The 13,466-nt window shown below is 46.5% G+C and carries 12 protein-coding genes; all 12 read right to left on the reverse strand.

Annotated features, from left to right (window positions below):
* Window positions 1-87 precede the first annotated feature (87 nt).
* Window positions 88-2,376 carry a thiamine pyrophosphate-dependent enzyme gene (locus tag MKY16_RS14125; protein ID WP_165147036.1) on the reverse strand — a complete coding sequence of 763 codons (2,289 nt, stop codon included), beginning with the start codon at window positions 2,374-2,376 and terminating at the stop codon, window positions 88-90.
* The gene (locus tag MKY16_RS14130) at window positions 2,376-3,389 is read right to left on the reverse strand and encodes a 2-oxoacid:acceptor oxidoreductase family protein (RefSeq protein ID WP_029517299.1); all 1,014 of its coding nucleotides are present in this window, start codon (window positions 3,387-3,389) and stop codon (window positions 2,376-2,378) included. The genes MKY16_RS14125 and MKY16_RS14130 overlap by 1 nt, the downstream gene beginning before the upstream one ends.
* 252 nt (window positions 3,390-3,641) lie before the next feature.
* On the reverse strand, window positions 3,642-4,076 hold the full coding sequence (locus MKY16_RS14135) for a peptidylprolyl isomerase (protein WP_013310775.1): 435 nt from the start codon (window positions 4,074-4,076) through the stop codon (window positions 3,642-3,644).
* A gap of 160 nt (window positions 4,077-4,236) precedes the next feature.
* Window positions 4,237-5,604 carry a diaminopimelate decarboxylase gene (lysA, locus tag MKY16_RS14140; RefSeq protein WP_340955786.1) on the reverse strand — a complete coding sequence of 456 codons (1,368 nt, stop codon included), beginning with the start codon at window positions 5,602-5,604 and terminating at the stop codon, window positions 4,237-4,239.
* A gap of 110 nt (window positions 5,605-5,714) precedes the next feature.
* Window positions 5,715-7,409: a spore germination protein gene (locus MKY16_RS14145; RefSeq protein ID WP_340955787.1), complete on the reverse strand. Its 1,695-nt coding sequence runs from the start codon at window positions 7,407-7,409 to the stop codon at window positions 5,715-5,717.
* A 26-nt stretch (window positions 7,410-7,435) separates the two neighbouring features.
* Entirely contained in the window at window positions 7,436-7,858 is a 423-nt protein-coding gene (locus MKY16_RS14150) for a stage V sporulation protein AB (RefSeq protein ID WP_340955789.1), read from the reverse strand.
* Window positions 7,855-8,508 (reverse strand): stage V sporulation protein AA, encoded by a 654-nt coding sequence (locus MKY16_RS14155; RefSeq protein ID WP_029517295.1) that lies wholly within the window; start codon window positions 8,506-8,508, stop codon window positions 7,855-7,857. The genes MKY16_RS14150 and MKY16_RS14155 overlap by 4 nt, the downstream gene beginning before the upstream one ends.
* Before the next feature lie 176 nt (window positions 8,509-8,684).
* A complete protein-coding gene (gene sigF, locus MKY16_RS14160; RefSeq protein WP_023989213.1) occupies window positions 8,685-9,440 on the reverse strand; it encodes an RNA polymerase sporulation sigma factor SigF in 756 nt (251 codons plus the stop codon).
* Window positions 9,441-9,451: 11 nt separating this feature from the next.
* A complete protein-coding gene (gene spoIIAB, locus MKY16_RS14165) occupies window positions 9,452-9,907 on the reverse strand; it encodes an anti-sigma F factor (protein ID WP_029517294.1) in 456 nt (151 codons plus the stop codon).
* Window positions 9,904-10,257 (reverse strand): anti-sigma F factor antagonist, encoded by a 354-nt coding sequence (spoIIAA, locus tag MKY16_RS14170; RefSeq protein ID WP_013310782.1) that lies wholly within the window; start codon window positions 10,255-10,257, stop codon window positions 9,904-9,906. The genes spoIIAB and spoIIAA overlap by 4 nt, the downstream gene beginning before the upstream one ends.
* 96 nt (window positions 10,258-10,353) lie before the next feature.
* Complete coding sequence (locus MKY16_RS14175; protein ID WP_029517293.1) at window positions 10,354-11,547, reverse strand: D-alanyl-D-alanine carboxypeptidase family protein; 1,194 nt, start codon at window positions 11,545-11,547, stop codon at window positions 10,354-10,356.
* Window positions 11,548-11,764: 217 nt separating this feature from the next.
* The gene (locus MKY16_RS14180; protein ID WP_029517292.1) at window positions 11,765-13,411 is read right to left on the reverse strand and encodes a glycosyl hydrolase family 28-related protein; all 1,647 of its coding nucleotides are present in this window, start codon (window positions 13,409-13,411) and stop codon (window positions 11,765-11,767) included.
* Window positions 13,412-13,466: the final 55 nt, after the last annotated feature.

A 13,466-nucleotide genomic window follows, 5' to 3' on the forward strand; every position in this document is an offset into this window, starting at 1 on the left:
TTGCGCAAAAAGCGCAAAGAATCTTGATCGAGCCACTACAGTAACAGCGGCTAACAATGTTAATCGATGATTATGCAAAAAACAGGATTATAGCTCTGAAATTTCATGTTTCTTTTTCAGGATAGTCCAGCGACGCTCAATCTCCTGTTCAAAGGTCGCCAGCGTAGCCTCCTCCTTAATAAGATGCTTCGTTTTACCCATTAATTTCAGCCATTCAGCAGCTGGAATTCGTTTTCCTTTGTCCTCCGGATTGTACGTAATCGTCGTACTGCCTTGCTCTATTTCGTACAAAGGAAAGAAACAGGACTCGACTGCGGCGCCCACAATGCTGGTACCCAGTCTGTCTTCGGATTTCCAATTCAGCGGACAGGCGCACAGGATTTTACCATAGGCCGTACCCACGTTGTTTGCATACCATTGAGCCTTGGCTGCTTTACGCAGCATATCCTGCGGATGACTTTCAGCAGCGGTAAAAGCATACGGAATGTTACAAGCAGCCATGATTTGCACGGTATCCTTGTGATGCCCTTGCTTTCCTTTTTGCATTTTACCTACACCCGACGTACTGGTCATGTGACCGAGCGGAGTGGAGTAAGATTGCTGTGAACCTGTATTCATGTACCCCTCGTTATCATATTCCAGCATGATTAGCTTATGATTACGCAGAGCCGCACCAATCGCAGAACCCATACCAATATCCATCCCACCGTCACCACTAATCATGATAAAGGTCGGATCGTCCGACATCTCAATTTCATTACGCCGTTTCATTTCCATGTAAGCTTCCAGCGCTCCTGAAAGGGTAGCGGCCCCGTTTTGAAAAAGATTGTGGATCATCGGTTGTTTGTGTGATGTATATGGATACCCTGTCGTCGTCACATATACGCAGCCTGTCTGGAACAGCACGACAATATCCCCTTCAATACCTTTGAAAAACAGTTCCAGCGCAGACAATGCCCCACATCCTGGACAAGCTCCGTGGCCTGGTGAAAGACGCCGTGGTTTGGTTGTCAACGACCGCAAAGGTGGTACCTTGACCTTGAGCTTCCCGGTCTCCTCGTCCGGCGTAACCTGAATCAGACCCGTCCGGTAATCATTACCACGTGGCGGCTGCATAACTTGCGGCATCACCTTGTCCGGTGAACCCGAATTAATTCCGTAGTAATCAAAGGGCTTCTCTACTCGTCCGGCCTCTGCCGCCTCGATTGCAAGCTGGAAGAACGCCTCTGCATCTTCTGCATAAAAATCTTTGCCGCCCAAGCCAAAGATACGGCTCAACACGAGTGTCCGATTCAGCGGGTCCTCCTGCAAGGCCGCTTTAATTTCATGCGTTAAATTACCGCCGTCCGCCCCATACGAGTCTGCACGTTCACCTACCAGCAACGCCTTGACATTGCGTAATGCTTCCCGCAGTTGTGCGGCTGGGAACGGTCGGATGATGTTCGGACGTATCACACCAGCTTTAATTCCGCGCGCGCGGAGTTGATCCGCCACATCCTTGGCCGATTCAGCCGCCGAATTCAACAGAAATACCGCAACCTCAGCATCCTCCATTTGATACAGATCTAAAATCGGGTATTCCCGACCGGATAAAGCGGCATATTCTGCTGCTACCTGCTCATATACTCCTTCTGACAGCTTCAGTGCTTCGGACAGCTGAACATGATTATTCGTCAAGTCATCGCCGTTCATATGCGCGCCCACAGTAACAGGATGATCAAAATCCGTAATATTCGGATAATTTAAGTTCGGGTTAGGACCTACAAAACCACGCACGGTCTCAGCATCGGCAAAATATTGCACTTTACGTTTTTGATGGGACGTATAAAAACCGTCATATGCGACCATTACAGGCAGCCGAACATCGCTGTGCTCTGCAATTTTTAGTGCCATAATGTTCATATCATACACAGCCTGTGGTGTACTTGCCGTCAAAATGACCCAGCCTGTATTCAAACCATAGTACAGATCCGAATGATCTCCGCGAATATCTAGGGGACCACTGACAGCTCGTGTCACCAGATTCATAACCATAGGAAAACGGGTACCTGACTGAACAGGTAACTGCTCCAGCATGTACAGGAAACCTTGCGAACTAGTGGCGTTCACCACCCTCGCTCCCGCTGCGGCAGCTCCATAACAAATCCCTGCCGATCCGTGTTCTCCGTCTGCTGCAACCAGCTTAATATTATGCTGACCTCTCGTTCTCATCTGATCTAGATACTGCGCTACCTCGGTAGATGGAGTAATCGGGAAATATCCCATCATATGATAATTAATCTGCGCAGCCGCCGTTGCTGCCATTTCATTACCGGATTCGAACGTTGTCACTTGCGCGGCGCCTGTCTGTTTGAGTTCTTCCTCCAGTTTTGCCATTACGCACGCCCTCCTTCATATACCGGAAATTGGTGGGCAACTCGATTCTGTTCAGCCCATCCCCATTGCTCGCGACGCGAGCTTAGTGCCCCCGATGGGCAAATATCTACACATTTCAGACATCCTTTGCAATACTGGTAATCAATCCCTTGCAAAAATGGCATCATTCTTCCGCGTTTGTCTGCTTGCTCTTCCCATACAAAACAGTAATCCGGGCAAATCGAATCACACTTGGCACAATGGGTACATTTATCAACTTCATATTCAGGCACATACCCCTGACGTGAACCACTAACATCTCTCGTTATGCTGTTTCCCTGAGTTGCAATAACGCCCCCCAGTAATTGCGTTTCGTATCCCAGCAATGGCTGCGGACGTTCAAAAACCCGATCCTGCGCGTCATCAGTAACCGGATATACGTGCAGTTCCATTTCATCATAACCACGGTTAAACGTACGCAGATTAGGTTCCACTAACAGTGGATTTTTCTTTTCAAAGGTACTGCGTATAACCGATCTCATCGCTTCCGGGTCCAGGAAGTCACAGACACGGAACAAGGCACCGAGCATGGACGTATTTAGTTTGGTTCGCTCTTCCAGTGCGATGCCCATCGCATCCACCACCGCTAATGTTCCGGATACCAGTCCCAAATCAGCCCGTATTTCTTCTGCCGGACGCGTGGAATTAACCACTACAATCCCATCCGCTGGCAGTCCGCTGATTACATTTACCGTTTTGTATAACGTTTCATGGAAAATGCCTACCACATGCGGTTGCTCAATCGGACTGTGATCCCGAATATCGACTTCTGGCTCACAGAAACGGACGAAACTTTTAACCGGAGTTCCCTTTTTTTCCGAACCGTAGGACGAAAAATTTGAAGCATTCAGCCCCAGACCAAGCACCCCGGTTTCGGCCAACATTTTGCCAGCCAGATTAGCGCCGAGTCCACCAATGGATTCCAGCCGGATTTCAAAAAATCCGAGTCGATTTGTGCTCGTTAAAATAGACAATGTGATAAGCCCCCTTCTTTTCCAATCCTTAACGAGTTTGAATACTCATATAAAAAAAATTGGAAATTGCATTCTTATGAAAAGGCTATCACAACACTTACTTTTCGAATGTGATCTTACGCACTGTAATGCCTACGTGATTGCGAAAATCAATAAACCGTCAAACAAAAGACAACAAAAGCCGCCCTGTCCAAAGACAGAACGGCTTAGGTGCAACGCTATTTAAAAAAGATCATGTAATTAACGGTAAAATTACACGTCAAATACTTTAACCTCTTTCATTTTGTCGCCTTGTTTTACAGCATCGATGAATTCCATACCTTTGGTTACTTTACCAAATACAGTATGTACTCCATCTAAATGTGGTTGTGGAGCGTAGCAGATAAAGAATTGGCTGCCACCTGTGTTGCGACCTGCATGAGCCATGGACAGAACGCCTTTGGCATGCTTTGTTGTATTCGTAGCTGTTTCACAGTCAATCGTGTAACCAGGACCGCCTGTACCGTTACCGATCGGACAACCACCTTGAGCAACAAAGCCAGGAATGACACGGTGGAAGCTCAAACCGTTGTAGTAACCGCTGTTTGCCAGCTTTTCAAAGTTAGCAACGGTGTTTGGAGCTTCTTCTGGGAAAAAGTCAATTTCGACGATACCGCCGTTTTCAAGATCTATTCTACCTTTTTTCATTGTTTGTATCTCCTTTTCAACCTGTTTTGAGAACTAAATAACATCAAGTTCCAGTTTACTATGAATTGCTGCGCTTAGCAAAGTCTTGTCCAAAAAAGGGCCATTGACCCCGGTATATGATTACCGACTCAATGGCCTGCTTGATCTTACAATGTTAAAATCAGGACGAAACCGTAATCTTGGCGTTGGGCTGAACCGCCGGACTGGCTTGCTCACGAATCAAGCGCTGTGGCACAACATCGTTGCGTACGATATCTTCGTAGGTTTCCCGACGCACCACCAACTCGGCCTCACCGTTGTTGACAAATACAACTGCTGGTCGACGTATTCGGTTATAATTACTCGCCATCGAGTAATTGTAGGCTCCGGTTGAGGCAACAGCGAGCAAGTCGCCGCTATTTATACGAGGCAGCTCTACATCCCAAATCAGCATATCGCCGCTTTCGCAGCATTTGCCCGCGATGGACACCGTCTCTTCGTTCGTATCCTGCGCTCGATTAGCCAGCATCGCTTCATACTTGGCCTGATACAGTGCAGGGCGTGGATTATCTGTCATCCCACCATCTACCGAAACATATTTACGTACTTGCGGAATATCCTTGATGCTTCCTACCGTATATAAGGTCGTGCCTGAATCGCCTACAATACTGCGTCCCGGCTCAATCCAAATTTCTGGAAGTTCATCGTAAAGTCCTGAAAAATAAGTTTTCACCGCTTCGCCGATAGCCTGCACATAGGTGGAAACTTTCAGCGGTGTGTCCTCCTCTGTGTAGCGAATGCCAAATCCCCCACCCAGATTAATCACTTTGAAAGAAAACTGAAGCTGTTCCTTAATTTCTCTGGAAAAAGCTGCAACCCGTTCAGCAGCCATTTGGAAGCCATTCACTTCGAATATTTGCGAACCGATATGAGAATGTACCCCCAGCAGGTTAAGATGATCTAGCTTGATAGCCTGTTCCACTGCTTGGCGTGCTGTACCGTTCCCAATGTCAAAGCCAAATTTCGAATCTTCTTGACCTGTGGCCATATATTCATGCGTGTGCGCCTCAACCCCTGGTGTAACCCGCAGTAAGATATTCACCTGCTGTTCCTTCTCAGAGGCAAGGGCCTGCAACAAATGCAACTCCATTTCGCTATCGACGACGAAGCAACCAATTTGCGCATCTAACGCCATTTCAATTTCTTCCGGTGTTTTGTTATTGCCGTGAAAATGGATTCGTTCTGCCGGGAACCCTGCTTGTAGCGCAGTAAATAATTCTCCACTGGAAACAACGTCAAGCGACATCCCTTCTTCAGCAGCTAAAGCGCACATCGCCATAACACAAAACGCTTTGCTTGCATAAGCAACTTGAAACTTCAATCCAGTTTCACGAAAAGCTTCTATGAATTCCCGGCAACGCCGGCGGACTAACTGTTCGTCAACAATATATAGCGGCGTGCCAAAACGCTCTTTCAAAAGTGTTGTATCACAACCGCCGATCTCCAAATGTCCATTGCTGTTAATTTTACTGCTTCCATGCAAATACATGTTCTGGCGCCTCTCTTTCTGGAACAAGCTAGTCATATTCCATCGAATGTTTACACCAGTATAGCAAAAAAAACATCAAGAACAATGGATTTTTATGCAGATCATTTATATTAATGCTCCTGTCCATTGCCTGAGTTCGAATCTGTGTCGGCATCCGTATGGGGCATACGCGTATTGTCCCTCGTTTTGTTAGATGACGGGCGGTTAGCCGCATCTAGTACAGGCATACGGAACAAGATGGAAGCTAACGCTTTGGCATTAAAAGGAATGAACGGCCACAAATACGAAGAATTATATGACCGATGCAGCGTCAGCATCAAAATGATCAGTGTCGTACCCACGACAAAGCCCGGTACGTGAAAAATCGCAACAGCAACCAGCAGGAATAGTCGAATCAGTCTATTTGCCAGCCCCAGCTCGTAGCTCGGTGTTGCGAACATTCCTATGGCAGCGACAGCCATATACAGCACGACCTCATTCACGAAAAGTCCCGTCTTAACCGCTATATCACCGACCAGAATGGCTGCGATCAAGCCCATAGCGGAAGCCAGTGGTGTCGGAGTATGCACAGCCGCCATTCGCATGAGATCGACCCCTAGTTCCACGATGATAAACTGTGCAATCAGCGGAAGATGTGCTTCCTTTTGAGGACCAATAAAATCAAGAAAAGCTGGTTTTAATTCGGGATTGATGACCATTAGCAGCCACATCGGAAGCAGAAACATTGAGGCGAATATGCCTAAAAAACGTACCCACCGCAAATAACTTCCCATAAAAGCGGTTTGCCGATTTTCTTCTGCATGCTGACACAAGTCAAAAAAAGTGGTAGGCAAGATCATCACGCTGGGTGAGGTATCTACGAAAATAACGAGTCTCCCTTCCATAATATGCGATGCCACGACATCTGGTCGCTCCGAATATCGTACTAATGGATATGGATTCCAACCTTTATTGATAATCGTCTCCTCTAATTGCTTATCGGCCAGCGGAATACCATCCAAATTAACATTTTTAATTTTGTCTCGTACAGTATCCACCATCACCTTATCTACAATATCGTCAATATAGCCCAAGCATACGTCCGTTCGAGTTCGGCGTCCGACCTGCATAGCCTCAAATTTAAGTCCTGGGTCCCGCAAACGCCGGCGTACCAGACCTACATTTGTAAGCATTGTTTCAGTAAACCCGTCGCGGGCACCGCGCACAACCCGCTCCAAAGAGGGTTCCTCTGGACTACGCACCGGATAATTACGGGTATCCAGAATAAGGGAAAAACGTTCACCTTCCATGAAAAAGGCACTCATCCCCGTCAGTACCTTGTTAATGACGACTGACATCTTATCTGTCTTCTCCACCTGAATATGTGGAATAAAGTTTTCGAAATACGCTTGTAGTCCATCGGAAGAGAGATTATCCGGCGTCAGATAGGTGAGCCGCTTTAGCACTTCAAGCATAATTTGATCCTTCGCAAAGGTATTCAGGAACAGATATCCAGTATGACGCCCTCCCAGTGTCATTTCCCTGAATACGACATCAAAGGTCTCCCCCAAACCTAATACTGTTTCAAGTGTATTCTTGTTATCCTTCATCCTCGGCGATATATTATCTTCGGCCTGCCAGTAGCGAACGGACTCCTCTACGTTATCAGATCGCTCACTCTCTTTTTTGTGTTTAAAACGTGCAGATTCCTGCGCCTGCTTTTCCTGCCATGGACTCAACTTTTCTTCGCCAGTATGATATTCCCTTCCGATTACCCCGTCTTCTTGATGCTGCTCCCGATCCTCTTGATCCGCTCTGTGATCCATATTCCTTGCCCCCTTCGCTTTCGTTGTTAACGGTTGTATACAAACCAGTCAAATAAGGAACCCGTCACCTTACCAAGCACCATTGCCATTAGCAGACCAAGCATATACACGGTCATGTGGAGTCGCTTGGCGAGTATAGGCAGGAGATTTAATACCTCCGTTAAAGCCGCGGCGAGCAAACCAATAAACACTCCGCAAAATAGCCCAGGTATCCATGTACATATGCCCGGTAGTGGCAAGCAAATGTTCCAAAAATCGACCACAGTCCCCAGCACTGAACCTATAATCATTGCCTTTTCGTATGCACGTGATTTTTTATACGTACGGGTGAGTTGTGCTAATCGCGGCATGATATCTAGCACAATAAAAAAAGCAATTACACCGCTACCCACCGCAAGGCCCCCAGCAATACCTAAAATAATCTGAAGTGCAGCCTGTACAAATATCATGGTTTCTTAGCCTTTGTCTGCAGACGGGCCATCTTTTCATATTCCTCTGCCACAACATACTGATCCACATTTTCCTGGTACAGATACATTTCCACCTCCAGCGGTGTCGGCTCCTCGTTCCAATTTTTCTTGAACAAGTGATTAAAAAAAACGATCATGCCAAAGCCGATGCCGATTGAGTAAGCAATTTGAAACAGGTACGGATGCTCATCCTTATGTCCCGTAATCATCTCCACAATCCGAACCTGTACCTCCATCATGCTAACGTCGGCATGAAAATTCATAATTGTCAGCGCAGAGCCAAAAAACAGAAGCACCCATACCAAAACAAACAGTATTTTGGACGGCTTACGGGGTTTCTCCACGAGTTCCACAAGTACATGTGGCTTCCCGAGAGATTCAACTACGACCCCCGGAATATGATCTCTAATTTTTGCTATGATCTGCAGCATATCTATCAGTATCAGATTACCGTCCTGGTGCTGCGGCCGCTTGAGAACAAGCTCAAGCAGTTCCTTTTCCCATTCAGGATTAGTCAGCAAATTGGCTACATCACCCAAATGTAAATCCTGTCCTTGTATCATGCGGACACGGCTGCGGAGCCGCAAGTAGACAATAGGAGCTACTGTAGGAGCCGGAGTATGAGTCATCCGATCCCCTCCTTATCCTCGTAATTATCAGTTAGTATGGAACGAAGCAAGGAAACCTATTCTGTGTATTGTCTTTTATTCCACGCAAAAAAGAGTACCCCTGACCATTAAAATGGCTTTGGAATACCCTTTAAAAATACGTAAGCATAAGGATTTCACTAAGATCCTGACTGTTATTATTGGGCAATCTGATCGCGGATCAGTTGTAAAATCTTTTTTTCCAGCCGTGATACCTGCACCTGAGAAATACCAAGCCGACTTGCAACCTCTGATTGCGTCTGATCCCGGTAATAGCGCAGGTACACAATCAACCGCTCCCGCTCAGATAGTCCGCCAATGGCCTCATTGAGTGCCAGCTTGTCAAACCATCTTTCCTGGGATTCGTCAGCAATCTGATCCATAAGTGTAATCGGATCACCGTCATTTTCGAACACCGTTTCGTGAATTGAAGTAGGCGGCTTATTGGCCTCCTGCGCAAAAACAACGTCCTCTGGCGTCACTCCCAGCTCATCAGCAACTTCCTTGACTGTAGGCAGGCGGTTGAGCCGTTTGGATAGCTCGTCCTTCATTTTGCGGACCTTATTGGCCGTTTCCTTCAAGGAACGGCTAACCTTGAGTGTACCGTCATCACGCAAGAACCGTTGAATCTCACCGATAATCATCGGTACTGCATATGTTGAAAATTTGACTTCGTAGCTGAGATCGAATTTATCCACCGATTTTAACAAGCCAATGCAACCAATTTGAAAAAGATCGTCAGGTTCATACCCCCGGTTCATAAAGCGCTGCACGACAGACCAGACGAGCCGGATATTACTATTGACCAGTGTCTCACGAGCCTCATTATCACCGGATTGACTCAATGCAATAAGCCGCTTGACTTCCGCATCCTCTAAATAGCTGTGCGAAGTTTTTTTTCCTCCTGCTTCCATAGGATCAACTCCTAATTATATAAAGCTTTCTTGGATTCAATCCTTTTCTTCATCCGGACCGACGTGCCTCCGCCCGGCTCACTGACTGCTTCAAACTCATCCATGAAATTTTCCATAATTGTAAAGCCCATGCCGGAGCGTTCCAATTCAGGTTTGGACGTATATAAAGGCTGCTTGGCGAGTTCTAGATCCTCAATTCCTCGGCCTGCGTCCTCAACAACCAACGTGATCACGTCCGCTTCAATCCCGACTCTAATCGTTACGACACCTGACGGGTCGCTGTCATAGCCGTGAATGATACTGTTTGTCACCGCTTCAGACACCACGGTTTTCAAATCACTTAGCTCATCCATTGTGGGATCAAGCCTGGAAATAAAGGCCGCGACAGCCACACGAGCAAATGCTTCATTCTCGGATTTTGCAGCAAACTGCAAGCTCATGAAATTGTTACCCGTGCCTTCTCTCATGACACTACCTCCAGTTCCGTGAGCGCATTTCCCTCGTTGTCATAAATGGGCATGATTTTGAACAGCCCTGACATATCCAGCAGTCGGTGTACTGGCGGATTGACATCACAGACTGCCATTTTTCCGCCCTTTTGCTTGATCAGTTTGTACCGTCCCAAGATAACGCCAAGGCCGGAGCTATCCATAAACTGAAGATTCTTCAGGCTGAGCACAATATGCTCGCATTGCCGGCGCTGAATCGCCTCATCCATTTGCATACGGACCATGTCCGACGTATGGTGATCAAGCTCACCAGACAGCCTTACAATCAGTACCCCCCGGTGATGCTCCATTTCAATTTGCAGGTTCATGCTTGCTCACTCTCCTCCCGGTCTTGGACAAGGATTTCTACGTAGCCGCAGACGATTCCTGCCCTCCGACAAAACTAGAAGAAAACCCCGTAAAATCTACAAAGAAAATAGGTTCGACATGGTACGTTTAAACAATTTCCACCATCCGGCCTTCTCGATAGCCACAGGCGAAGTGATATTAAACTCCTTAAGCCGTTGTCCATCCTGATAGACGACCAGCTTACCAACTGGATCACCAGCCCGGACAGGAGCTTTGAGGCTTGGGGCCAGTTGCAATTCATGACGCAACGTTTGTTTGTTGCCACCTTTTTTCACCAGCACACTGTAAGAACGATCAGCCTGAATTTTCAGCTCTGGCAACACGCCTTTTTCAACTTTTACGCTGCCCAGCAATTCACCCGGCTTGTATATGGATTTCATTGTATATTGAGAAAATGCATAGTCGAACATGGAAGACACTTCATTGTTGCGTATCTTCGTATTTGGCTCCCCGAGCACGACAGCCACGACACGCAAGCCATCACGCTTCGCGGTAGCGGAAAGACAGAACTTTGCTTCTGCCGTATAGCCTGTTTTCAGCCCGTCTGCTCCAGTATAGAAACGGACAAGTTTATTCGTATTCACCAGCCAAAAGGGCTTGACTGAGGACTTACGCAAATAGTCCTGATAGGCTCCCGTATATTTCGTAATTTGCGGGTATTTCAACAACTCCCGACTCATAACCGCAATATCATGCGCAGAAGAATAGTGATTCTCTACGGGTAAACCGTTGCAATTGGCAAAATGCGTATCCTTGAGCCCGAGTTGCTGCACCTTGGCGTTCATCATCTCAACAAATGCCTGCTCAGACCCTGCAAGTTTCTCAGCCATCGCCACAGAGGCGTCGTTGCCTGAAGCCATCGCAATTCCCTTCAGCATCTCATCGACCGTCATTTCTTCTCCCGGCTCCAAGAAAATTTGCGAGCCCCCCATTGAAGATGCATATTCGCTGGCACGAACTTTATCGGTCAGCTTAAGCTTGCCATCCTGAATGGCCTCCATTGTTAGCAACATCGTCATAATCTTGGTGATGCTCGCTGGAGGAAGCTTTTCACGACTGTTTTTTTCATAGATGACTGTGCCCGTATCTGCATCCATCAGGATCGCCGAGAGAGCCTGGGGAGCTAGCTCAGCCGCTGATCCCTCTTTGGTTTTGCTATCAGGTATGCTTTCTTCGGCCCAACCGCCGACAGGGACGGCAGTCAAGGCTACCAGGCAAGCCAGGATGAACGCCACCACTTTTTTCTTCACAATCGGTTCCCTCCTCAACATATTGGCGTAAACCACCGGAGCCTATTTACTTCTTACTCCTCCGGCCTATTCGCTGTGCTGCTAACCATTGTCGTCAGAATGAAAGAAAAATATTCCATATGACTAAAAACATCAAATAGCACCAAGCTGAGTCAGCATGGTGCGCATTTTCCAATATCTAAAATGACAGAACATCTATCGTCTGTGAAATAATTGTTTAAATTCGGCTTACGGTGAGATATGTGATACCTCCACCTGGTAGAATATCCATTGCATTTTGACTGAACACCCGTATATCAATAAAAGAATTCGCTTCCAGTCTAAGTTCCATTGCTCCACTCAATGCACTATAGTTCAGTCCGCCAATTATCCTGTCATCGAGATAAGCATAGGCGGAACTCCCGGCAAGCTGCTCATCATTCAAGTGAAGTGCTAACCGTGTACGGTTTCCATCAACTTGGGGATCGGTCGAAATGTAGACTTGTATTCTGTATTTCCCAGCTCGCTTGGCTCGCCATCGACTATTCACCGCATCGAATTCGATCAGCTCATCCTGGTTGATTTGATTGAACTTCACCTTCTGCCAACTACCTGCCGGAAGATTTTGTCTCGCTCCCAGGTAGGCTTTAACAAAGGTTTCGTCCAAATGCTCAATTCCGTTGTTCGAGTATTTCTCGACCAGCAGCAAAGCCTGCCCTGTCCCATTATTCTCGTCATAACGATTATTGTTATAGTTAAAATCCAAATGTGAGCGAAGTGTCACCTGCTGTGTGGAAGAACTACCAGAGAAAGAAATAAGCTTTTTTAGATTACGGGGATACCCTCCCACCTCGTCCACCAAAACTTTTTTGCCAATGACCACATCTACAAAATAGTTACATACGGATTGGGTATCATTGAATTTATCCGCTATCGCTAAAATGGAGTCACGCAATGCCACATTTTTGGTTTCTTTAGTAGCACCAATTTGAATAAAAGAAGGTACTGTCATCTTATGCTCTCTGCTTAGTCCCTCAAACCAGCAGCCTATAAATTCAGCGTTCATAAAATCATTAATGAGAATGGGAATATCATTGGAACTTCCATCCTTAATGTGCTGGCTAGCCAAAAATCTAGCCCCGTTGGAGCTATTCAGATCCAATGCCGTATCGTTCCCCAATGTAAAAAGCGCTATGCTAGTAAACTGTGAACTTCTGTTCTGCAAGTGAATCCCTGTTTTATTGTAATTAATCTCTGTGCATTTAAATAAATTGACATCACTTTCGTAGCCCCAAAAAGCCGTTTCGAAATGCTCAATTAGGACATTATCCAGGGCAACTCCGCCGCCCTTCCAATCCTGAATACCCAAAGTACCTTTACCATAATATCCACGCTTCACCGACTGCGAAAACGGATTATTTAATGTGGCTCTGTCAGCCCCCTCGTACCGGATCGATAAGTCATGAAACTGCACATTTTGAAATCCGCTAAACGTTGGTAGACTTTCATCTCCAATTTGAAAACAAGGGCCCGTACCATAATATTCAATCGACGTAACCCCTTTGCCTTGTCGGTATCTGCCCTTATGAATGCCAAAAATGCGTACACCCTGCTTGCGAATCTGTAGGGTAGAGGTTATTTTGTATCGTCCACTGGGAATGTGAAGAATAGAATAATCGGGGGTCTTATTAATCAATTCCTGCAAAGCTGCCGTATCATCCTGAATACCATCACCAGCAGTTCCAAACCAGCTTACGTTTACACTGCGTTCAATGAATTCTTTTTCAATGGTTTTAAAATTTTCATTTAATTGCTGCGGCGTTAACTCTTTGCCCGTACCACTCAAATTCAACTTCAAACGGTCTGTAAAAAAATGATCCGCCACCCGAACACCCCCATGTTTAAAAACGTAAAAAGTTCCTCTTTGACCAGCCGAAGAA

The sequence above is a fragment of the Paenibacillus sp. FSL L8-0641 genome, assembly GCF_038006265.1.
GTDB lineage: Bacteria > Bacillota > Bacilli > Paenibacillales > Paenibacillaceae > Paenibacillus > Paenibacillus polymyxa_D.